The organism is Polynucleobacter sp. MWH-HuK1, assembly GCF_018881815.1.
Classification (GTDB): Bacteria; Pseudomonadota; Gammaproteobacteria; order Burkholderiales; family Burkholderiaceae; genus Polynucleobacter.
Genome location: NZ_JACVPP010000001.1, coordinates 1168930 through 1192707, shown reverse-complemented (window position 1 = coordinate 1192707; position 23778 = coordinate 1168930). Strand labels below are relative to the sequence as shown.

Annotated in this window: 21 protein-coding genes and 1 pseudogene; 3 read left to right on the top strand and 19 right to left on the bottom strand. The window is 45.3% G+C overall.

From position 1 onward, the window contains the following. Positions 1–25: 25 nt before the first annotated feature. From ICE93_RS06180 to ICE93_RS06110, 15 genes are all read right to left on the bottom strand, one after another. Positions 26–511: a copper chaperone PCu(A)C gene (locus ICE93_RS06180; protein WP_216186569.1), complete on the bottom strand. Its 486-nt coding sequence runs from the start codon at positions 509–511 to the stop codon at positions 26–28. Positions 512–608: 97 nt separating this feature from the next. Continuing rightward, positions 609–923, bottom strand: coding sequence for a hypothetical protein (locus ICE93_RS06175; protein WP_216186567.1), 315 nt, complete (start codon positions 921–923; stop codon positions 609–611). Continuing rightward, on the bottom strand, positions 920–1507 hold the full coding sequence (locus tag ICE93_RS06170; protein ID WP_216186565.1) for a hypothetical protein: 588 nt from the start codon (positions 1505–1507) through the stop codon (positions 920–922). Before ICE93_RS06170 ends, ICE93_RS06175 begins: the two co-directional genes overlap by 4 nt. Before the next feature lie 80 nt (positions 1508–1587). Next, positions 1588–1965, bottom strand: a complete 378-nt coding sequence (locus ICE93_RS06165) for a DUF2946 family protein (RefSeq protein WP_216186563.1) — start codon at positions 1963–1965, stop codon at positions 1588–1590. 23 nt (positions 1966–1988) lie between these two features. Next, positions 1989–2405, bottom strand: coding sequence for a DsrE family protein (locus ICE93_RS06160; protein WP_216186561.1), 417 nt, complete (start codon positions 2403–2405; stop codon positions 1989–1991). 139 nt (positions 2406–2544) lie between these two features. Further along, positions 2545–2823 (bottom strand): hypothetical protein, encoded by a 279-nt coding sequence (locus ICE93_RS06155; RefSeq protein ID WP_216186559.1) that lies wholly within the window; start codon positions 2821–2823, stop codon positions 2545–2547. 150 nt (positions 2824–2973) lie between these two features. Further along, positions 2974–3234 carry a 2Fe-2S iron-sulfur cluster-binding protein gene (locus ICE93_RS06150; protein ID WP_216186557.1) on the bottom strand — a complete coding sequence of 87 codons (261 nt, stop codon included), beginning with the start codon at positions 3232–3234 and terminating at the stop codon, positions 2974–2976. A gap of 117 nt (positions 3235–3351) precedes the next feature. Continuing rightward, on the bottom strand, positions 3352–4083 hold the full coding sequence (locus ICE93_RS06145) for a PepSY domain-containing protein (protein ID WP_216186556.1): 732 nt from the start codon (positions 4081–4083) through the stop codon (positions 3352–3354). Continuing rightward, on the bottom strand, positions 4083–6140 hold the full coding sequence (locus ICE93_RS06140) for a TonB-dependent receptor plug domain-containing protein (RefSeq protein ID WP_216186554.1): 2058 nt from the start codon (positions 6138–6140) through the stop codon (positions 4083–4085). The genes ICE93_RS06145 and ICE93_RS06140 overlap by 1 nt, the downstream gene beginning before the upstream one ends. 80 nt (positions 6141–6220) lie before the next feature. Beyond that, positions 6221–6592: a DUF2946 family protein gene (locus ICE93_RS06135; RefSeq protein WP_216186552.1), complete on the bottom strand. Its 372-nt coding sequence runs from the start codon at positions 6590–6592 to the stop codon at positions 6221–6223. Between the two features lie 115 nt (positions 6593–6707). Then, positions 6708–8204 carry a tripartite tricarboxylate transporter permease gene (locus ICE93_RS06130; RefSeq protein ID WP_216186549.1) on the bottom strand — a complete coding sequence of 499 codons (1497 nt, stop codon included), beginning with the start codon at positions 8202–8204 and terminating at the stop codon, positions 6708–6710. 41 nt (positions 8205–8245) lie between these two features. After that, complete coding sequence (locus ICE93_RS06125; RefSeq protein WP_216186547.1) at positions 8246–8773, bottom strand: tripartite tricarboxylate transporter TctB family protein; 528 nt, start codon at positions 8771–8773, stop codon at positions 8246–8248. An 84-nt stretch (positions 8774–8857) separates the two neighbouring features. Continuing rightward, positions 8858–9856, bottom strand: coding sequence for a tripartite tricarboxylate transporter substrate binding protein (locus ICE93_RS06120; RefSeq protein ID WP_216188298.1), 999 nt, complete (start codon positions 9854–9856; stop codon positions 8858–8860). 305 nt (positions 9857–10161) lie between these two features. Further along, positions 10162–10641: a DUF1854 domain-containing protein gene (locus tag ICE93_RS06115; RefSeq protein ID WP_216186546.1), complete on the bottom strand. Its 480-nt coding sequence runs from the start codon at positions 10639–10641 to the stop codon at positions 10162–10164. Beyond that, positions 10638–12983 carry an ABC transporter ATP-binding protein gene (locus tag ICE93_RS06110; RefSeq protein WP_216186544.1) on the bottom strand — a complete coding sequence of 782 codons (2346 nt, stop codon included), beginning with the start codon at positions 12981–12983 and terminating at the stop codon, positions 10638–10640. Before ICE93_RS06110 ends, ICE93_RS06115 begins: the two co-directional genes overlap by 4 nt. 204 nt (positions 12984–13187) lie before the next feature. Between ICE93_RS06110 and cphA (ICE93_RS06105) the strand changes: the two are divergent. Beyond that, positions 13188–15368: pseudogene (gene cphA, locus ICE93_RS06105) on the top strand (cyanophycin synthetase); the annotation flags it as partial. 12 nt (positions 15369–15380) lie between these two features. Then, the gene (gene cphA, locus ICE93_RS06100; RefSeq protein ID WP_216186539.1) at positions 15381–17951 is read left to right on the top strand and encodes a cyanophycin synthetase; all 2571 of its coding nucleotides are present in this window, start codon (positions 15381–15383) and stop codon (positions 17949–17951) included. An 88-nt stretch (positions 17952–18039) separates the two neighbouring features. On the opposite strand, the gene ICE93_RS06095 is transcribed toward cphA (ICE93_RS06100), so the two are convergent. Further along, complete coding sequence (locus ICE93_RS06095; protein WP_216861309.1) at positions 18040–19038, bottom strand: class 1 fructose-bisphosphatase; 999 nt, start codon at positions 19036–19038, stop codon at positions 18040–18042. A gap of 117 nt (positions 19039–19155) precedes the next feature. On the opposite strand from ICE93_RS06095, the gene ICE93_RS06090 reads away from it, so the two are divergent. Then, on the top strand, positions 19156–19332 hold the full coding sequence (locus ICE93_RS06090; RefSeq protein WP_216186537.1) for a type II toxin-antitoxin system VapB family antitoxin: 177 nt from the start codon (positions 19156–19158) through the stop codon (positions 19330–19332). Here the strand turns inward: ICE93_RS06090 and pepN are convergent. The 3 genes from pepN to ald all read right to left on the bottom strand — a co-directional run bounded on the left by pepN (position 19329) and on the right by ald (position 23773). Then, complete coding sequence (gene pepN, locus ICE93_RS06085; protein ID WP_216186536.1) at positions 19329–21944, bottom strand: aminopeptidase N; 2616 nt, start codon at positions 21942–21944, stop codon at positions 19329–19331. The two genes, ICE93_RS06090 and pepN, sit on opposite strands and share 4 nt — an antisense overlap. Before the next feature lie 45 nt (positions 21945–21989). Next, complete coding sequence (locus tag ICE93_RS06080) at positions 21990–22565, bottom strand: TMEM165/GDT1 family protein (RefSeq protein ID WP_216186534.1); 576 nt, start codon at positions 22563–22565, stop codon at positions 21990–21992. Positions 22566–22654: 89 nt separating this feature from the next. Continuing rightward, the gene (ald, locus tag ICE93_RS06075; protein ID WP_216186532.1) at positions 22655–23773 is read right to left on the bottom strand and encodes an alanine dehydrogenase; all 1119 of its coding nucleotides are present in this window, start codon (positions 23771–23773) and stop codon (positions 22655–22657) included. Positions 23774–23778: the final 5 nt, after the last annotated feature.

Here is a 23778-nt window from a genome sequence, read left to right as displayed (position 1 = left end):
TCAGCATTGCTGCTGAATCTAAATCTTAGTGCTTCATAGCTCCGCCATGACCTGCGCCTGCACCCATCGCATTTACAGGCATCTTCACTTCAACTTCACCTGCTTTAGCGAATTTGAGTTTGACTGGAACAGTTTCACCAGCGGTTAATGGCGCCTTGATGTTCATGAACATGAGATGCAAGCCACCTGGCTTTAATTCCACAGCACCGCCAGCAGGCACAGCGATATCTTTAACCTGACGCATTTTCATAACATTGCCATCCATCGCCATTTCGTGCAATTGCACTTCACCAGCAACTGGTGAGCTTGCGGATACCAATTGATCAGCAGCACCTTTGTTTTCAATCTTCATAAAGCCACCTGCAACTTGCTGTCCAGGAACAGTAGCACGCGTATAAGCATTTTCAATTTGTACGCTACCAACTTTAGCGTTTTGTGCATTTGCAAAGCCACCAAAACCAAAGCCGATTGCTGAGATCAACAATGCTTTTAATAAAGTATTACTTTTCATTCTTACTCCCCTTAGTTAAATACAAATTCTGATTCTTATTGAGCCAAATATCTACTAAATTACATTGTCCTACTTTAAATCGATCTTAGAAAAATCACTATTTCGATGGTTTATCAGAGTCTATTAAAGGATATGCATCAGCCACATAAGCAGGCCCCTTAGATAGCATCACAATAAATGCTGCAATAGCCAAGGTCAGCACCAAGGCTAAGAAGAAGATTTCCGTACTAATTACCAAAATATCAATAATTCTTTGCGCCTTAGTAGACAGCAATAGCCTTGAGAGCAAGCTTGGCAGAGCTAAGGCCAAACTTCCAAATACGATAAATTGAGGAAGCTCGTGCAAGACCTTGCGCTCAAGATCCGGCTCGTAGACTTGATAACCGGGTAACTTTCTAAACCATTTACTCATGCTGCCAGCCTGTCGTAATAGCTATGCGAGTTACCACGTTGAAAAATGCCTTTCTTACTAGCTAACTCACTCTTTAAGACTTCCAAGCGTTCCTCAATCATGGCATAAACCGGTCTGAGGGATTTGGCTTGCTCTGATAACAAGCTGCTCAGCTCCCTTTTAGAGAAAGCACTCATGCCAGCAGTACCCATCAAAGCAAAGATACCTGTACCTAATTGACGTTTATATTTCTCAATATCATTTATCTTCTTATAAAGGACAGCCAATTCTTTTAAGTGTGCCCTACCCAGCTTTTGGGGGACATATCCTAGATAGTGATCATTAAAGCCCTGGATAAAGGCATTATCAGTAGGCAAATCCTTTGGGAGCTTGACCACAAATGCTCTCCTAGATGATTGATTGATCCAGATATACCGAATCAACTCTACACAAGAGTAGCGATCAATAGGCTTGCGTGATGGAAAGCGATTATCACAGTAATGCCCCTCTATCCGCTCCGCCGGCAGTAGCACCTCTTGGGAAAGCTTGGTAATAATTTGTTTTGCTGTAGCCCCATTCTCTGGGCGTTCAATAATGGCGTACATTAAAACCTCCAATTTCAACCTCAAATCAAAGGCAAGTTTTCTTGCCCAACAACATGGCAAAGCCATGCATACAAAGTGAGTTAAGAGTCAGTAGGAGGCGCTCTCGAGGGTAGCGTAACCCAAGCAGATAGAATCTGCGGGGGTTGATAAGTAGATAGCGATTGAGTGGCGTAGCTTTGAGGAGCCACAAACTCAAACGCACTAATGTCAGGCAACAAATAAATCGGCTGAACCACGCAGTATGGGCAGTGACCAGCCATGACAGCAGATGGAGACGAATCTTCATCCACGATGACCTGAGTCATCTTAGTGCCGCTGGTAGTGCAAATCTCAACGACAAATCCTTGACCATTGCTGGCCAAAGATAAAGCCTGTGAAACAGCAGGCGCAAGCGCACCCAGCAAGATAGCCAGAGCGGCTATCCAGTGGATGAGTTTGCGGTGCTTAATTAAATACATTTTCAGAAATCAAACATTTCTAATTACCAACTCATTGTCTTAGTGCCGTCTTTGAATAAAGCGTCACCTGTAACCTTAGGGCTTCCGAGCTTCACGCCAGCAATCAAATCAGATTCTGAATAACCAGCTTGTTTTAAGCACATTGGACACATAATCACGAGACCGCCTTTAGCAATTATTTCGGATAATTCTTTTTGCTGGTCAGCAAACTTTTCTGAGCCAGCCTTCACACCTAAAATTACTGCTTTGTCATTCAAGAAAATGCTCAATGGATGACCATTTGCAGAATGATGCTTGCCAAAATTAATAGCCATCGTTGAACGATGCGTTTCATCAGTTGATAAATTAATAAATAAAGGATCGTTCGCACCAGCAAAAGCTGAGAGTGACAAAGCGGCTAATAAAGCGATTAACACTGATTTCAAAGTCTTGATGAACATATCCTACTCCCTGTTAAATTTAACGAATAATTTTCTCGGTAATACTCATCACCTATTTGACTTACATCAAATACTCAACTCCCAATACCGACTGAATCATCAATTCTTTTGAAATACAATCCAAATATACAAATAGAGCTTACTGGCTGAGGGCTTTATCTGGCTGCCAGCTGTAGCCACGAGCCTTCATACAGGCCGAGTAAAGCTCTTGATTGGTTTGCACCCCCGAATAACCGTTATATCCACTCCACCCAGGACCCCAACCATACCCCCAGCCAAAACCACCTTGACTGTATCCATAGGGTTGCTGAGACTCCTGAAGACAGGCGTAGTTGTCTTGATTAAATTGGAGTGGCGCAACATCACTTTTAACCCAAGTACCTGGCTGATTTGCACAAGCATAAAGAATTAAAGACAATAAAAATAATAAGAATTTAAATATTCGTATTAGCATAAGTATTTAATTTCTGATTAAGAATCAATCTAATCTAATTCACAATTTTTAAGAGTAGATAAGGAGTTTTATTGTTACAAAATTATGACTTTGATCCAAATAAAAATAGATATATTAAGCTACTGACTCACAAACCAGGGATGTTTTGGCCCTACAACTACAGGGCAAGATATGGGTTGTATCCGTCAATTGGTAAATGGGATTTCTTACCCATTCAATATCACCCTTTAATAGCTTTACACGACAACCACCGCACTCACCCTCCTTACAATCCGCATCAGGCAAATGAGCCCAAAGCGTATTTAGAAGCACGCCCTCCTCAATTGGGAGATTTTCGCCATTAATAGACAAAGAGAGTGGTTCAATGATTTTCATACGAGTTGTTTGGCGGACTCTTGCACTAATAATCAAGGTAAATATGCCATAAGCAAATAAACCCAAGGCTAGGCACCCAACAATTGAGCTTAGTATGATTAAACAGATCATTTTCACTTACCCATTCCGCTTAAGGGTCTTAATCCACATCCATAAGCCCGTTAACACGAGGATTGCCAGTACCCAACCCAAGATATTGCTCCATATCATCTCTCCAACCCCTTTGCCCCAAAAGTAAGCGCCTGAATGCAATTCACGCATCCACTGGTGAAGTGCAATCTTAGGATTTTCAAGCGCAGGAAGATCGCGATTTGCTTTCATCACTGGCATGTAAGGCTCCCAATGCATTCCATCAAAGGTTGCCATGGGCTTGCCGTCCGCCATCTCTCCTCTACCACCAGCAATTGCAAGCACCCTACCATCGGGTAAGGACGAAAGCTGCCTTACTCTGCCACGAATTAATGGTTTCCACTCCCCATTGGAAGTGGGTGACCATACTGCCATTCTTGTTGCCACTAGTGGCAATGGTTTATTTGGCAAAGCCGCAAGAAACATGATTTCTTGACCTGAAAAATGAGTAACTTCTTCGGCATTTCCATTGCTTACCTTATGCAGTCCTTGGGCGTTTCCTATCCATGCTATCTCATTACTAATCTCTAGATAAGCCATTACAGGGAGGCGCTCAGGAACTTTTTCAGCGCCAGACCAACTTAACGGAACCTTGATATTAGTAACACTTCTCATGGATATAAAGATGCCACTAAGCGCCATCAACAGGAATGGCAAAGCAAGAATAGTCCCAACCCAGAAGTGGGCACGGCGCATTGTCCAAGGATTTTTGTTTTTCATTATTGAAATCTCGCTATTACTTCAACACCAAATACCCGACCCCAGTCCTGAATGCCGGTTGTGGTTTGGTATTTAATATTTGACAAATTTTTTCCATACAAAGTGGTGGTAAGGGCAACTGAATCTACCAGCATGTCGTAACTGATTCCCGCATCAAAATTTGTGAAATTTCCAATTTTGACTGTTGGAACTGTTGAGGTAGCAGTAATTCCATAGTATTGAGCAACATACTTAACGCTACCAGTTATAGTGAACTTATCAATGCCATGAGCAAACGTAAAATCCCCAATATTTCTTGGAGTAATCAGACTTGTATATGCTCCACTAAGCGTAGTGAAATTTGTCCAACTTGCGCGGTAATTACTTCTCTCAGCAAACACGCCTTGGGTTGAATATTCAATACCGCTTCGATTGGTATCACTTTGGTTATAACATGCCGCATATATTCCGGTTGTTTGACCAATCACAGAAGATTCGGGCAACGAGCAATTTCTTACTGGTGTACCTGATAATCTATTATAGCCACCCAATATTTTTTCATTTGTAACCTGCCTAGAGAAATAATTGACTGCAGGATTTAATAGGGGTGATACTTTTTGCTCAACACCAAATTCAATTTTGGTTTGTTGATCATTTCCAAGTGTCACTCCAGGCATCGGTGTCACATTTTGAGGGGATTGATTTGCGCCGCCGTATCTTGCGTTCACTTTCGTCTCAGGCATTACTCGATACTGAGCGCCTAGAGTGTAGAACTTTGCAGGATTCAATGTCCTATTTGAATACTGCAGCGATGCATTTCTTTGACCCGCTTGACCACCAAAGTATGAGTCAAGACCATGCTGTACCTTAACTTGATCTTGTCGATAACTAACGTCAAAATTTAAATCCTTATCCAAAAAGGACTTTTCTAACTGCGTAAATAAACCTGTGGTACTTTCCTCGCGTTGAACTCCTTCGTAATAATTCATCCCAGTTGGGTTATTCCAATGCAAATAATCAGCCCCCAAGGTAACCCTATAAGTATCTTTAGCAAAAACATGCTTTAAATTCATAAAATTATTTTCATTGTTATTGCTATATGATGCCGCCGGAGCAGCCAATGTCTTTGGTGTGTTAAGGTTTTGATAACTCGTATTTCCTGAGATGCTTGCCAAGGTTGTATTAGTTTCATCCCAGGATTTTGTTGCATTCAGGATAAATAAATCATTATCTGAAGGATTTACATTCCAATTGCCAGGTGCTGTTGTGGAGGAAAAACTCTTGTTATAGTTTTGAATTTGCGAAGTGCCGCGGGCTACATACCCCATCACATCAATATTAAGCCCGTAAGCTTGCATACCTCCTTTAATAAGCCCTCCACCGGTTTGACTTCCAGCGTTATATGTCAGAGAGTTATAAACCGTTTCATTTGGGCCATCGGTGCTATTTTTAAAGACCAAGCCAGCAACATAAGCCTTTAAATCCTGATCGGTCATCACTTTTCCACCCCAAAGATCAGCTTGATAAGTGTTATATGTCCCGGCCGAACCCCTTAACTGAACCTCATCTTTTCTAGGCTTTCTAGTTTCAACCACAACAAATCCATCAACTGGTGCACCACTTGCAGTGGCTGAACCCACCATAGGACCTAAGGTCAATGAACTAGATCCCCGTACGATTTTAATTTCTTGAATTGAAAATACTGGGAGGGCGGCCAAAATTCTAGATGCCATATCCGGCTGCAAATAGGCCCCATCAACAATCCAGCGAAAATTTGAGTCGCCACGAATCATCAATCCACCAAATCCACCTTTTCTACTGCCGAGAGTACTTACAACACCAGATGCAGTGTTCATTACCTCAAAAATATTAGTGGCATGCAGCTCTTCAATTTGTTCCCTTGTAATCACCTCTACATGGGATTCGCTACTTGGTGCAGTTCTAAAAGGATTTTTCGGGCTATTAGAGTCCAAATTATCATGCCAACCCGATACAAGAACGGGTGGCATAGAAGGCTCTGCAGAATAAACCTCGGGAATAAGCAATGAGATACCCATTGCAACTACTAATTTTTTCAACTTCATTTTTAACTCAACACAAATACACAGCAACTTATAGCTGCCAATTACATAGCTAGACGCTATGCCCTAAAAAAGATTTAGGCTTGTGTGGGAGGTGCTGCTGAAGGAGGAGTTACCCAAACAGCGAGTGGCTTGGGTGATTGATAGAAAAGTGCTGGCAGCAAAGCCAATGTTTGCGGTGCTTGGAATGTAAGGTTCGTATTGAATGCTGGGGTGATGCTGTTTTGAGCAACACAATAAGGACATGGCTGAGCTTGTTCCGCCACCTCTTGCTCATCGCCTTGCACTTGAATCTGAATCTTACTGCCATCAACCGAACAAATCTCCATCGCAAAACCTTGGCCGTGTTTAGCAAGCGATACTGCTTGAGAAACGGCGGGCGCAAGCGCACTCATTGCAATGGCTGCAGCTGCAATCCAGTGAATGAGGCGGTTTTTATGGAAATACATTATGGTGGGATTTTATCGGAATTTTGTATTTCTTTTGCGCTTCTCTTGTTTTTGGCATGAAAAAAGGGGCTGATGCCCCTTTTCCCTTTGAAATCGCTATTTCTAGCGGGTTTCTTTATGCTACTGCCTTTTTCTTGCCAATCAACTTGCCAATCAATGGCCAGAAGAGGAGAACCAATGCAAGAGTAGTAATAAAGCCTACCAAGTAGTTGGAGAAGAAAATATCCAAGCTTCCTTGAGACAACAACATAGATTGGCGGAAAGAATCTTCAGCACGGTCACCCAGCACCAAGGCCAAGACCATTGGCGCCATTGGGTAATCTAATTTCTTAAAGAGATAACCCAAAATACCGAAGCCCAACATCAACCACACGTCAAACATCGCGTTGTGAACGGTGTATGCACCCACTGCACAAATCACAATAATGACTGGCGCAATGATTGAGAACGGAATCCTCAAGATGGAGGCAAACAATGGCACGCAAGTGAGAACCACAAACAAGCCAGCCAAGTTACCTAAGTACATACTAGCGATCAAGCCCCAAACAAAGTCTGGCTTCTCTACGAAAAGCAAAGGACCAGGTTGCAAACCCCAGATCAACAAGCCACCGAGCAATACCGCTGCTGTTGGTGAGCCTGGAATACCGAGGGACAACATTGGGAGAAGCGCTGCAGTACCAGCAGCGTGGGCTGCAGTTTCTGGAGCTACGATACCCTCCATCTTACCGGTACCGAACTTGTCGCCCTCTTTAGAAACACGCTTAGCAACGCCGTAAGCCATGAAAGATGCAGGTGTTGCACCACCTGGAGTAATACCCATCCAGCAACCAATTAAGCAGCTGCGTAATGAGGTGGCCCAGTACTTAGGCAATTGTTTCCAAGTTTCCCAAACCACTTTGCCGCGAATCTTCGCTGCCGCACCTTGGAACGCCAAGCCCTCTTCCATAGACAGGAGAATCTCACCGATACCGAACAAACCGATCACAGCGATCAAGAAGTCAAAGCCGCGCATCAATTCTGGGTTGCCGAATGTCAAGCGCAATTGGCCAGTAACGGTATCCATACCAACAGTAGCCAATGCGAAGCCCAACATCATTGCTGAGATGGTCTTGAATGGTGATCCCTTGTTCATACCCACAAAACTACAGAAGGTAAGCAGGTAGACCGAGAAGAACTCTGGTGGACCAAATTGGAGTGCAAACTTCGCAACCAATGGCGCCAAGAAGGTAATCATCACGATCGCAAAGAAAGCGCCCACAAATGAAGATGTGAAGGCTGCGGTCAATGCTTCACCAGCTTTACCATTACGGGCCATTGGATAACCATCAAAGGTTGTCGCAACGGACCACGGCTCACCAGGAATATTAAAAAGCACCGATGTAATCGCTCCGCCAAACAACGCACCCCAGTAAATACAGGAGAGCATGATGATTGCGGAAGTTGGTGGCATTGTAAATGTCAACGGCAGCAAAATCGCAATACCGTTTGCACCACCCAAACCTGGTAACACGCCGATGATCACGCCAAGCGTTACACCTACCAACATTAACAGCAAGTTAAAGGGTGTCATTGCAACGGCAAAGCCGTTGAATAGAGCGCTAATTTCTTCCAACTTGAACTCCTTTTTTAATCTTTTTTAATAGTTATTATTTTTTAACGTACACCCAAGAACTCAAGTGGGTTAAACCAAGATCCGTGTGGCAATGGAACTTGGAACCAGTACTCGAACATAAGGTAGAGGGCGGCGCTCACACCTACAGCCACAGCAACAGCCTTCCAAATTGGATATTTCCCTAACCACACCATAAATATTGCAATGTATAGAGCAGCGGAAACATAAATGCCAATCAATTGCACGCCCAACACAAAGACGATTGCTGGCAAAAGTACGGCCATCACTTGCTTTAAAGGCTCGCTATCAACAAAAGATTCTGTTTTCTTTTTCTTGTTAACAATGGCAGCTTGATAAAGTGTGACTGTGCTTGAAAGGAGAATAATCAAACTGATGTAGAACGGGAAATATCCTGCCTCAGGGCCATCAGAACCCCAGCTAGCACCCAGCTTTAGGCTGCCAATCATTACTGTCAAGCCAATAGCGAGGAACCCGATAGAAGTAATAATATCCATCGCCCTCACACTAATTGCTGACTCTTGATTTGAATTATTTGTATGTTCAGACATTTTTATATTTTTTGTAAAGTTGGTTAACGCATTTACTCAAAAAATGGGACCCCCTACTGGAGGCCCCACCTTGAAGTTGCAAAATTACTTAGCTAAGAATCCAGCATCACCCATCAACTGCTTGTGCAAAGCTTCGTTCAAAGTGAGCCAGTTTCGGAACTCTTTACCAGTCATGAATGTCTGATTGAATGCACCATCAGCCATGAACTTTTTCCATTCAGCTGTCTCACGAACCTTCTTAAACAAATCGATATAGAAGTCCACTTGCTCTTGGGTTACACCTGGTGCCATGAAGATGCCGCGCAACATAACGTAGTCAGTTGGAACGCCCGCTTCTTTACAGGTAGGTACGTCATACCAAGATTGGGTTGGAGTGATTTTTTCTTTGTATGGCATACGTGTGTCATCAAATACACACAATGCACGCAACTTACCAGCGCGCCACTGAGCAACCGCTTCAATTGGATTGTTCACAGAAGAATCAATGTGGTTACCGACCAACTGAACCGCAACGTCGCCGCCTCCCTTGAATGGGATGTAAGTGAACTTAGCACCAGTTGCTTTCTCAATCGCTACTGTAATGATCTGGTCTTCAGACTTAGAGCCTGTACCACCCATTTTGAATTTACCTGGACCAGCTGCTTTAGCTGCGTCGATATACTCCTTAGCAGTCTTGTAAGGCTTTTCAGCGTTGTCCCACAAAACGAATTGGTCTAGTGCCAACATCGCTACTGGAGTGATGTCTTGCCAGTTAAATGGAACACCAGTTGCCAAAGGGGTAGTAAACAAGTTGGAGAGCGTAATCACGATCTTATTTGGATCGCCCTTCGCTTCTTTCATTGCCAAGAAACCTTCTGCACCAGCACCTGCACCCTTGTTCACAGGGATAACAGCCTGCTTCATCAAATTATTTTTAGTGATGATGCCTTGGATCATGCGCGCCATTTGATCAGCGCCGCCACCAGGACCAGCAGGAATAATGAACTCAACAGGCTTGGTAGGCTCCCACGCTGCAAATGCAGGTGAAACACCAGCTACACCAAGGGCGAGTGCGGTTGAAATCAAAGCCCCTTTTAACTTCATCTTCATAAAGTAAGTCTCCGTTGTGGTTAACCAATTTAAATTCGGCTTATTTGTTGTGTGAATGATTTTTAAACAAGATGTGCCAGTAAAACTTGACTGCCATCAATAATTTCGCAATCGAATCACACGAGCTTCTGAAATCTAGTAGAAACCCTGATAAATCAAGCCAAAGACCGCAGATAGTGTACTTATATCTGAGACAAAAAACCGCATTTAATGCACGAAAAATGCACTTTTTTTAAAATGCCATAAATGCTAATTTTTATTAAGGGTTTTCCCTTAAATTGAATGATGGTCAACCTTGTTTAACGGAAGCGATCGAGAAGTTTTTTACTCACTTTATCCAACTGTGTGGAGTCTTTGATTAAGAACTGCAAACCATTCGAGTCGGCGATTAGCAATGTATTGCCAGCAATCCTACGAATATCTTCTTCGCCTTTGAGGCGTATACGTGTTGGGCCACGATCGGTTTCAATGTCCCAAATACTTGGAGTAGCGAAGGTAGAGACTTTGGTGATTTTTTCAATGACCGGCATGAACTCTCGCTCGGCCAACTCTTCTTCAATCAATCCAAGTTCTGCTTCAGAAATCGCAGCCATGTTTGGAAACCAGCAAAGCTCTTTACCAGATTGATTCATGATGGCAATGCCAGCGCCAGGTGCGGTTATTGGAAAAGCTCTGACAGGATGCACGCCTACATGACGCTCGCCTTTGTTATCAATAAAGACTAGTCGACCTAAGGCATCACGCTCGAGTTGATGAGTGGATTGATTGATTTGCGTCATACCCCACCCCCAATTTTCTTGGCAACTTCTTCTAGTTTTTCTTCTTGCTGCTCGGCCTGTTCTTCTTCCAAGCTCTCTCCAATAGCGCCGCCCTCAACCAACTCTGCTGCATGGCGCAACTGGGCTTGATACAAAGTGTAATAAGCACCTTGCGCTTCCATTAGCTGCTCGTGTGAGCCAATTTCAACAATCTCACCTTTGTCTAAAACAACTAAGCGGTCTGCTTTTCTCAAGGTGGAGAGACGGTGCGCAATCGCAATCGTCGTGCGACCTTTAACTAAGTTATCTAAAGCACGCTGAATTTCTTTTTCAGTTGTCGTGTCTACAGATGATGTCGCCTCATCCAAAATCAAAATGCTTGGATTAATTAACAAGGCACGCGCAATGGAGATACGCTGACGTTCACCGCCCGACAAAGACTGACCGCGCTCACCAACCAGTGAGTCATAACCTAAAGGCAATCGCAGAATAAATTCATGGGCATGGGCTGCACGCGCTGCATCGATGATTTCTTCACGAGTGGCATCAGGTTTGCCGTAAGCAATATTCTCAGCAATCGTGCCAAAAAATAAAAATGGTTCTTGTAGCACAAGGCCAATGCGCTTGCGATAGTCGGCAATAGCGATGCTGCGAATATCGCGCCCATCCAATGAAATAGAGCCAGAGCTCACATCATAGAAGCGACAAATCAAGTTTACTAAAGTGCTTTTCCCTGATCCGCTATGCCCTACTAAGCCGATCATTTCACCAGGAGCAATATCTAAATCAATCCCTTTGGTAACAGCGCGATTACCGTAGCGGAAACCTACGCCACGCATAGAGATGCGGCCTTTGACCTCACCCAAGGGGGCTGGGTTAATGGGCTCAGGAACACTGGAGACGTGATCGAGAATATCAAAAATACGCTTAGCACCCGCAGCTGCTTTTTGGGTATGCGAAACAATGCGGCTCATTGAATCGAGGCGAATATAAAAACGTCCGATGTATGCCAAGAATGCAATCAAGACACCAACAGTGACTTTCTGATGCGCTACTTGCCAGATACCAAAACCCCATACCACCAACAAACCCGTTTCTGTCAGCAGTGTCACTGTAGGAGAAAACAAGCCCCAGACACGATTCACACGGTCATTAATTTGCAGATTATGTTTATTGGAATCTACAAAGCGTTTGAGTTCGCGATCTTCTTGTGCAAACGCTTTGACAACACGAATACCCGGAATCGTGTCAGCAAGAATATTGGTTACTTCAGACCAGATGCGATCAATCTTTTCAAAACCAAAACGTAGACGATCACGCACTACGTGAATCATCCAGACGATGAATGGCAAAGGCGCCAAGGTAACCAAGGCTAGCAAAGGATCGATAGATACCAAGATCGCAGCTGTCATGGTGATCATCAACACATCAGTTGCAAAATCGAGTGCGTATAAAGACAAGAAAACGCAGATGCGATCAGTCTCTGCGCCGATACGTGCAATCAAGTCGCCTGTACGTTTTCCACCGAAATATTCTAATGAGAGTTTGAGCAAATGCTCAAAAGTAGTGTTTCGCAAGTCAGCGCCGATACGCTCACTCACTAAAGCAAGTAAATAGGTTTTCCACCAACCCAAGCCCCATGCAACGATCGCAGCACCAAACAAAGCCAAGAGATACATGCTGGCCAAATGGAAATCAATCGGGTTACCCTTCTCATATGGGATCAACACGTGATCCATTAGCGGCATCGTGAGATACGGCGGAATTAATGTTGCGCCAGTGGATAACAGAGTCAATACAAAACCGAGTAGTAATTGTTTTTTGTATGGACGGGCAAAACGCCAAAGCTTAAATAATGTCCAAGTGGATGGCGGAACATCATCTTCAGGATCGCAAGTTGGGCAACTTTCAGAGTTTGCCGGCTTAGGACTTAAGCAAGCTGGGCATACCTGTTTATCGTACTCACCAACCTCACCACTACTAATTTCTTCACCACGATTGAGTTGCTTAAAGCTCGATTGCAATCGAAGCACCTGGGGATTTACAGCTAAGGTGAAATTCCAAGACTTGAGTAACTTATCGGCAGTTTCTAGCCTTAAATTCCCTACTCCTGCATGATCGCCATGGACTAAATGGGTGCCTTGACCCAACTGCCAAGACTCAAATACCTTGCCATCTGTCCAAAATAGGCCCTCTTGACTGAGTAAAAGCAGGCTTTTTTCAAAGCGCAAATCCGCATCCAGATCGAGCTCAACCCAAGCCAGCAGGTCTTCAGGACTCTTTACTGGGGTATTTTGATTCGCTAAAACAATTTCCCAAGCGCTTGGCAGCGCGGGTGCAAAAGGTAAGATTTGTGGCTTCATTGACCTTAAAAGTATAGTGGAGCTGAATTATTTAGATTTATTACTCCTGTCAACTTTAGGGGGTCAAAAGCCGTTAAATTGTCTATATAGGCCTTTTTATGTATTTTTGCTATTTTTGTGAGTTTTTCAATAACTACTAGAAACAGAGAGACTGTCTGACGCGTCAAAGCCAAAACCCAGGCGACGGCCATCGCAACACAGCATATGCCCCAATTACTAGATAAATCCATCGAGATTCTGAGCGTTAAGCATCTCCGTGGCCCCAATATGTGGACCTACCACCCTGTTATCGAGGTTTGGGTCGATATTGGCGATTTAGAGGATTACCCCTCTAACCTCATTCCTGGCTTTTACGATCGTCTTGTGAAAGCAATGCCAAGCTTGGTTGAACATCGTTGCAGCTATGGCGAAACTGGCGGGTTCTTAAAGCGCGTCGAGGAAGGCACTTGGCCTGCTCACATCATGGAGCACCTGACGCTTGAGCTACAAAATTTAGCCGGCATTCCTGGTGGGTTTGGCAAAGCACGTGACGGTGATCGTCGTGGTGTTTACAAAGTCATGGTTAGCGCCATCAACGAAGAGGTCACATTAACTGCCCTCAAATATGCACGTGATCTTTACTTAGCTTTGGCACAAGACAACAGTGATTGCGCTGCTCTAGTGCAAACCATCATCGAAAATTTACGTGACCTTGGTGACGATCTTTTACTTGGTCCAAGTACTGCTTGCATTGTTAATGCTGCTGAAGAGCGTGGCATTCCATCGATTCGTTTATCTGAAGGTAACTTAGTGCAGTTGGGATATGGCGCTAAGCAACGTCGCATCTGGACGGCTGAGACCGATCAAACAAGCGCTATTGCAGAAACGATTTCTCGCGACAAAGATTTAACCAAGAGCTTACTGCGTAGCGCAGGCGTACCAACACCTGAAGGGAGAACCGTCACCAGCCCTGATGATGCATGGGAAGCAGCGCAAGATATCGGCTTGCCAGTGGTAGTGAAACCGATCGATGGCAATCATGGTCGTGGCGTATTTATTAATCTCTACACCCAACAAGAAATTGAAGCTGCCTATGCAGTTGCGATTGATGAAGGTAGCGAGGTATTGGTTGAGCGTCACATTGTTGGTGATGAACATCGCTTGCTCGTAGTTGGCAATAAAGTCGTTGCTGCTGCAAAAGGTGAAACGGTTTGGGTCACCGGTGATGGCAAACACACCGTTAATGAACTCATTCAAATTCAGATTAACTCTGATCCACGTCGTGGCACTGCTGAAGAACACCCTCTTAATCCAGTTCGTATTGACTCTGCAGTAGAGCTTGAACTAGCGCGCCAGAAATTAACTGGTGACAGCATTCCTGCTGTTGATCAAAAAGTATTGATTCAAAGTAACGGTAACGTTGCATTTGATGTCACTGATTTAATTCACCCAGATGTTGCTAGCCAAGTAGCTTTAGCTGCTCGTGTTGTGGGCTTAGAAATCGCTGGTGTTGATTTAGTTGCACAAGACATTAGCAAACCACTAGCGGATCAAAATGCCGCTATTGTTGAGGTCAATGCCGGCCCTGGTTTATTAATGCACCTAAAGCCAGCAAGCGGTAAACCCCAGCCTGTTGGCAAAGAGATTGCAAACCACCTCTTCCCTCCAGGTGCGGACTTCCGCATCCCAGTAGTTGGTGTTTGTGGTGAACGTGGCAAAACCCCTGTTGCTGAAATGATTGCGCACTTCTTGCGTCTAACCAACGTCTATGTTGGTCTTTCTTGCAGCAAGGGCCTGTTCTTTGGCAATCGCGCCATCCCGAATTCCAACGCATCCAATTGGGAGAATGCACGTCGCACCCTTCTCAATCGCGCTGTAGAAGCGGTAGTCATTGAGAACAATCATTTATCGATGCTAATTGAAGGCTTAGCCTACGATCGTTGCCAGGTCGGCGTAGTGTTGAATGTCGACCCCAAAGCCAACTTCCCGCAGTATGCAATCTACGATGAAGATCAAGTCTTTAGCATTGTTCGAACTCAAGTAGATGTTGTGCTACCCACAGGCGTAGCTGTTCTGAATGCCGACGATCCAATGTGCGTGCAAATGGCAGAACTTTGCGATGGCGAAGTAATATTCTTTAGCGAGAATCCTGAATCTGAAATCGTGAAGACACATCTTCTAAATGGTGGACGTGCAGTCACGGTTGGCAAACAACAAATTACTCTGAAGTCTGGCAAATTGGATCAGAAATCTATTCCGGTTCCACGCCACTCTGAGGCAAACAGCTCTACTCCTTGGAAGACTATGAATTTAGGCGCAGCGATTGCCGCCGCCTGGGCTTTAGATATTCCGTTTAATGTTATTGAAGCAGGTGCGGAAACTTTCGTGCCTGACGCCACCACTGCTACAGGGGCTTAATTGGAAATTACCCGTATTCGCATGTTGCGCGGCCCAAATTTATGGAGCCGTCATACCGCTTTAGAAGCTATTGTTTCCTGTGATGAATCAGAGCGCTCAATCGACTCGATTCCCCAGTTTGAAATCAAGATTCGTGAACGCTTTCCGCAACTTGGTAGCATGCGTCGCGGCGGCCACAATGAAGTACTTTCGCTTGCACATGCTTTAGAGCATGCAGCCCTAGGTCTGCAAGCGCAAGCAGGTTGTCCAGTCACCTTTAGTCGCACCGTTCAAACCATAGATACCGGTGTCTACCAAGTTGTTGTTGAATACACCGAAGAAGTCGTTGGTCGGATGGCTTTTGACTTTGGCTTTGCATTAATACAAGCAACACTCAACGATGCGCCTTTTGATCTGGCTGCAGCCCTCTCCGAACTAGAGGCACTGTATGAAGATGTCCGTTTAGGCCCCAGCACTGGATCCATCGTCGATGCAGCAGTACAACGCAATATCCCCTATCGCCGCATGACCGAAGGCAGCATGGTGCAATTTGGCTGGGGTAGTAAACAAAAGCGTATTCAAGCAGCAGAAACCAGTGACACTAGTGCCATTGCTGAAGCTATTGCGCAAGACAAGGAGCTCACCAAAAACCTACTTGCTGCTGCTGGCGTTTCAGTTCCAATCGGTGAAGTGGTAACTACAGCCGATGATGCTTGGCGCGCTGCTCAAAAAATTGGTGGTCCTATTGTGCTTAAGCCAAAGGACGGCAATCAAGGTAAAGGCGTTGTTGCCAATATTCAGACTGAAGAAGAGGTGCGCGCTGGGTTTATCGTGACTCAAGCCTTTGGTCGTGAAACCATTGTTGAGCGCTATCTGCCAGGCGCAGACTACCGCTTACTAGTAGTTGGCAATCGCCTTTCTGCTGCTGCACGCCGCGAACCTGCTCAGGTAGTTGGTGACGGCACCCACACCGTTGCTGAATTAGTTGAAATAGAAAACAAAAATCCATTGCGTGGTGATGGTCATGCTACTGCCCTCACCAAAATTCGCTTTGATGACATTGCCCTGGCACATTTAGCAAGTTCCGGCCTCACCCCACAACATATTCCCAAAACTGGTGAACGCGTTCTACTACGTAACAACGCTAACCTGAGTACCGGCGGCACTGCAACCGATGTTACCGATGACGTTCATCCTGATGTTGCAGCAAGTGCTGTTGCTGCCGCTCAGATGATCGGCCTTGATATTGCTGGTGTAGATATTCTTTGCGAATCCATCTACAAGCCACTCGAGCAACAAGGTGGCGGTATTGTTGAAGTCAATGCTGCACCTGGTTTGCGCATGCATCTGAAACCCTCCTACGGCAAAGGTCGTCCAGTCGGTGAAGACATTGTCAATATGATGTTCCCTCCAGGCGAAGATGGGCGCATACCTGTTGTAGCGGTTACCGGCACCAATGGCAAAACCACCACCGTTCGATTAATCTCCCACTTGATTTCTGAAACCGGTTTGCGTGTTGGCTTGACTGGCACAGATGGTGTTTATATCAACCATCGCTTAATCGATACAGGCGATTGCAGCGGCCCTAAGAGTGCACGCAATGTATTAATGCACCCTGACGTAGATGCAGCAGTTCTAGAAACCGCTCGAGGCGGCATGCTACGCGAGGGACTTGGCTTCGATCGTTGCGAAGTAGCAGTAGTAACCAATATTGGTGAAGGCGATCACCTAGGCCTCAATTACATTACTAGTGTTGAAGACTTGGCCATTCTGAAGCGTGTGATTGTGCAAAACGTAGCCCCCACTGGAGCGGCAGTTCTCAATGCGGCTGACCCAATGGTTGCAAAGATGGGGGATAAGTGCTCTGGTCGAGTTATTTTCTTTGCCCAAAACCAACACCACCCAGTTATTGCAGCACATCGCGCCAAAAACAAAAAAGTTATTTACTTTGACGGCACCTACATCGTTGCATCCAAAGGTGCACGTGTGATGTTCCGCTTCCCTGTCAGCGAGATTCCATTAACTCAAAATGGGGTACTTGGATTCCAGGTGGAAAATGCGATGGCCGCAATCGGCGCAGCTTGGGCTCTAGGCCTAGATGCAGAAAAGATTGCACGTGGCTTACATAGCTTTGAAAGCAATGCTAATTCAGTACCGGGTCGCTTCAATCAATTCCAGCACAATGGTGCAACTGTCATTGCTGACTATGGTCACAACCCAGATGCGATGCGCGCCTTAACCAGCGCCATTGAAGCAATGAAGCCAAATAAGAGTCATGTAGTGATTAGTGGTGCAGGCGATCGTCGTGATGAAGATATTCGCGATCTCACCCGCATCTTAGGCAATGCGTTTGACAACGTCATCCTCTATCAAGATGCCTGCCAGCGTGGTCGCGAAGACGGTGAAGTATTAAAACTGCTTCAAGAGGGCCTAGTTGGCGCTACCAAAGCAAGGCAAATTAAAGAGATTCATGGTGAATTTAAAGCTATTGATACCGCCCTAGATGATCTATCTGCTGGTGATATCTGCCTTATCCTCATTGATCAAGTAGAAGAGTCGCTCGCCTACCTTAAAGAAAAGGTAAAGCCTTAGGAAAGAATATAGGCACATGCTCTAAAGTTTTTTCAGAGTAAAAAACCCAATCAACTGATTGGGTTTTTTATTTTGGAGATATAACTGCTTATGAGTGGTAGTGCTGAATACGATCAATCTCTTCTTTAGAGCCCAGCATCACAGAAACACGCTCATGCAAATCGGTTGGCTGTAAATCCATAATGAGATCTGTGCCATTGGTAGAGGCGCCACCCGCTTGCTCCACCAAGAAACTCATGGGGTTGGCTTCGTACATTAAGCGTAACTTGCCAGGCTTATGAGGCTCACGCTGATCCCATGGGTACATAAATACACCGCCACGGGACAGAACGCGATGTACATCTGCCACCATAGAGGCGATCCAGCGCATATTGAAGTCCTTATCACGAGCGCCACTAACGCCAGCAAGACATTCTTCAACATAACGTCGTACTGGATCAGCCCAGTGACGCATATTGGACATATTGATTGCAAATTCTTTGGTGGAATGAGAAATAGTTACCGAATCTTTGATCAATAAAAACTCGCCAGTGACTTTATTGAGCGTAAACATCACCACACCATCACCTAAGGTCAGCGCCATCGTGGTTTGAGGACCATATACAACATAACCAGCAGCAACTTGATGACGGCCTGACAATAAGAAATCAGAAGTCTCTAAAGGTGCATTAGGGTCTTGCTTCTTTAGAACAGAAAAAATTGTCCCAATAGAAACGTTCACATCAATATTGGATGATCCATCAAGTGGATCAAACAGGAGCAAGTAATCCCCTGTTCCTTGAACGGGAACTGGCAACTCCATCTCTTCGGATGCCAAGCCAGCAAGAGACTTGCAACCCTTGACTCCATCAATTAGCAAATCATTTGCAATGATGTCGAGCTTTTGTTGAACCTCGCCTTGTACATTCCCAGTGCCTGCTGAGCCGAGTAACCCAATCAACGCACCTTGAGCCACTTCATGACTCAGTGTTGAACAGGTATTGACTACTGCAGTCAGCAATTCCTGCAATCCAGCAGGAATTGCCGCACCCGCAGGTTTTGCGGATGCTAAGTATTGCTTGAAATTAATATGGGTACTTGGGGACAAAGGTATTTCTCCAAAGCTCTATTGAAAATTAGGGTCTATTTTGCCTTGTTCCTGGATGCAATCATAATTTAAGGCGTAAGAACACGAAATTACACACCTTAAGACGGGGATTTAATTATGATAATTAATGTAGATGATGAGTTAATTCGTGAGGCGATGAAGCATTTCAACCCACAATTAAGCCCAAGCAAGCTTATTCATGAGGCAATTACGACACTTATTCGATTACAAGCCGCTAAAAAACTGTCAGCACTTGGTGGGATAGCCCCCGAAATGAAGGATATCCCACGTTAAACTGAATTTCCCAACGCCTTCCCAATTACCTCCCTCACATCCGGAGAGAGGGTCTGGCACGCTGAAACCCGCTCCAGAGCGGCTTTCATGCGATCTTGATAGGGTTGAGCAAACAAGCGCCAGCGATCCAGGGATCTCGCAAGACGAGCGGCAACCTGAGGATTAATAGGATCAAGCGCCAGGACGCTATCAGCCCAAAACTCGTAGCCACTACCATCAGCCTGATGAAAGCTTGCTGGGTTATTGGCGCAGAAGGCGTGAATGACGCTACGTACTCGGTTAGGGTTATTTAACTTAAATGCAGGATGCTCGCGCAGCTTCTTCACCTCCACCAGAGTGGAGTCAAGACCATCAACTGGTGGACGGCTTGATTGCAAGCCAAACCACTTATCAATCACTAAAGCATCATTGGCAAATCGATTGTAGAAATCAATTAAACAATCTTTGGCTGGTTTAGCGCCATGTACTACCAGCGCAGATAATGCAGCATAGCGATCAGTCATATTGTCAGCAATCTGATATTGATTGGCTGCCATTGGCGCCCACACTCCCGGCGCCGCTTCAAGCAACATGCTTAAAGACAAGTTCTTGAGTGCGCGCTTTCCAGAATCCACTCCGTCTGACTTAAATGGTCCGGGTGTTTGCATTTGCTGATACAAGGCAGCCCACTCTAGCTGAAGTTGCTTTGCAATTTCCCTGCGGAAGGCGCGGCGTGCAGTAAATATCGTCTGCGGATCAACGCTCGTACATTGCTCATACAAATAAGACTCGGCAGGTAGCGTCAGAGCCAAATCTTTAAAGGCGGGATCCAAGATAGGATCAAGGAGAATATTGCGATAGGCCTCGATTAATTGAGCATCTGGCAAACGATTATTCAAAATCATTTGCATTGCCAATTTTTGACCAGCCTCCCAGCGATTAAACGCATCGTCATCGCTGGAGAATTGCGTTAAGAGATCCGCTTCAGACTGCTCAAAATCCAAGTTAATTGGTGCCGAGAAATTACGATTAATCGACAGCACTGGACACTCTACAATATTGTTAAAGGTCCATACCTGACTCTCTTGCGTGAGCTCTAGCAGTTGCTCTTTTTGATTGTTTGCTTTGGTTATTAAGCGCATCTTCAGCGGAATATGAAAAGGCTTTTTCTCTGGCTGTCCTGGGCTAGGCGCACAACTTTGCGTCAGCGTGAGTTGGTACTGTTTTTTGGCGGAGTCGTAATGCTCTTGAACTTGAACTCTCGGGGTGCCTGCTTGGCTATACCAATTCTTAAACTGAGTCAGGTCTTTACCATTTGCATCAGCCATCGCCATCAAAAAATCATCGCAGGTCACCGCTTGCCCATCATGACGCTTGAAATAGAGATCCATACCCTTACGGAAACCATCCTTACCAAGCAAGGTTTGGTACATTCGGACCACCTCAGAGCCTTTCTCATATACGGTAACGGTATAGAAATTATTAATCTCTTGGTACTCATCAGGACGAATCGGATGCGCCATCGGACCCGCATCTTCCGGGAACTGGAGCTGACGCAGCAAGCGAACGTCTTCAATTCGCTTGACTGCCCTACCAGACTCGCTACCCATTTGGTCAGCAGAAAACTCTTGATCTCTAAATACCGTTAAGCCTTCTTTCAGTGATAACTGAAACCAATCCTGACAAGTGACGCGATTACCGGTCCAGTTATGAAAGTACTCATGCGCAACAACGCTTTCAATATTGGCAAAGTCAGCATCAGTCGCTGTTTCTGGTTGAGCGAGAACAAACTTGGTATTGAAAATATTTAATCCCTTGTTCTCCATTGCGCCCATATTGAAATCACTAACAGCCACAATCATGAAGCGCTCTAAATCCAGTTCTAGGCCAAAGCGTTTTTCATCCCAATGGATGGAAGCGATTAAAGAGTCCATGGCATGACGGGTCTTATTCAGATCATGCGGCTCAACCCAGATCTGCAATAGCTTCTTAGCCCCACTGCTGGTCGTAATGGTCTCTTCAATGCACTCCAACTTACCTGCCACCAAGGCAAACAAGTACGATGGCTTAGGAAACGGATCTTCCCAGGTCGCGCTGTGCCAACCATTAGGAAGTTTTTCTGTATGAATCAAGTTACCGTTAGATAACAAGATTGGGCACTCTGATTCACGAGCGCGTAGCGTTACTTTGAAGCGCGCCATGACGTCTGGACGATCCAGGAAATAGGTAATCTTTCTAAAACCCTCTGCCTCACACTGAGTAAAGAAATTGCCATTAGAAACATACAAGCCCATCAGAGTTGTGTTTTTCTCTGGCACACAAACGCAAATAATTTCAACGATAAATTTATCTTTACCTTCATTTGGTAAAGAATGAATCGTGAGTGTTTCAGGAGTTAATTCAAAATGGCGATGGGCTTCGCCATTAATCCGCAAACTAACGAATTCGAGCTCATGTCCGACCAATGTCAAGGGGGCTCCTGGTTCAAAGCTTTTGCCTGGCAGAACTTCAATGCGACTTTTAACAATGGTTCTAACTGGGTCGAGAGCGATATCAAGCTCAACCTGATCGAAGGTGTAGACAGGAGGGCGGTATTCGAGCCGACGAAAGCTCTGCGGGAGATCAGTTTTCATGCGCCTATTTTAAGTCTAGGCTGGCAAACTGGTGATCCCTCTGAATCAAGCCCAAATCAAGGTAGCAATGCCAATGGCAATAAAGGTAATGGCCGCTATGGCATGCACCCACTTGATTGGCATCCGCTTGGTAAACTTTTGACCAATCCAGACTGCAGGAGCATTGGCCAACATCATCCCCAATGTGGTGCCAATGGTGACTGAGACTACATCCTCATAACGAGCACCTAGGGCAATAGTGGCTATTTGCGTCTTATCACCCATCTCGGCCAAAAAGAACAGGCTAGTCGTCAGGAAAAATACTTGTAGGGCTTTATCAGCGACCTTAGATCCAGCGGCATCATCAATATGATCCGGCACCAGCAACCACAAACCAATACCCAAGAAACTCAATCCTAAAATCCAGCGCATGACATCGGGCGACAGCAGAGTCGTCAACCAATGGCCCAGCAGTGCGGCGCATGCGTGGTTAGCAATGGTGGCAACAAAAATACCAGCAATGATTGCCATAGCTTGCCTTGGGTAGCGAGCTGCTAGCATCAAAGAAAGCAGTTGGGTTTTATCACCCATCTCCGCTAAAGCAACCACCCCAGCGGAGAGAGTTAATGCTGAAAAATCCATGTAAGTTGGTCCAATCAGTTTCGCAATATTCCGCGTATTAGGGATAGTTTAAATCCCCCACGCTTTGGACCACCTGTTTTTAGATACGCCTATGCCGCCAATAACCCCTCAGCTGATACACAGTCCAGCCCTTGAGCTTGGGCAACTGGCTCTGAAGTTAAGACTCCCTTATGAACGCTAAGGCCATTACGCAAATGATGGTCAATGGAAAGCGCCTTCATCACACCACGATTGGCTAAAGCCTCTACAAATGGATAAGTTGCATTGGTGAGTGCAAAGGTAGATGTTCTAGCAACTGCGCCCGGCATATTGGCAACACAGTAATGAAGCACGCCATCGACTACAAATGTTGGATCCGCATGGGTTGTAGGTTTAGAGGTTTCAAAACAACCACCTTGATCAATGGCTACATCCACCACCACCGAACCTGGCTTCATCCTTTTTATCATGTCATGCGTCACCAACTTTGGTGCTGCAGCACCAGGAAGCAAGACTGCTCCGATTACAACATCTGCCTCACAGACCTCCTGCTCAATCAGCAAACTATCAGAGTAAAAAGTTCTCACTCGATTGCCATAGAACATATCGATCTGACGCAAGCGATCAATATCGCGATCAAAGATGCACACATCTGCACCCATACCAACTGCCATTTGCAAAGCATTACGCCCCACTACGCCTGCACCCAGAATCACAATCTTTGCTGGTGAGACGCCAGGAACACCAGCCATCAGCACCCCTAGACCGCCATTGGTTTTTTCAAGATGGGATGCGGCCGCTTGAATCGACATACGCCCCGCCACCTCGCTCATAGGCGCTAATAAAGGTAAGGCGCCATTCATTGCGGTGACAGTCTCATAGGCAATACAAGTTGCGCCGGATTGCAGCAAGGCTTTTGTTTGCTTTGGATCTGGAGCCAAATGCAAATATGTAAATAAAATTTGATCCTCCCGCAACATGGCGCACTCCTGCGCCTGAGGCTCTTTGACTTTCACAATCATCTCTGCCTTGTGAAACACTTCAGCGGCACTATTGATTAAGCTAGCACCAGCAAGTCGATAAGCCTCATCACTTAAGCCAATTTGCGCCCCAGCACCTCGCTGAATAAGAACGGAATGTCCCTGCTTACATAGCCCGCTAACATTACCGGGTGTTAGACCAACCCGAAACTCATTATTTTTTACTTCCTGAGGTACACCAATAATCATTACTA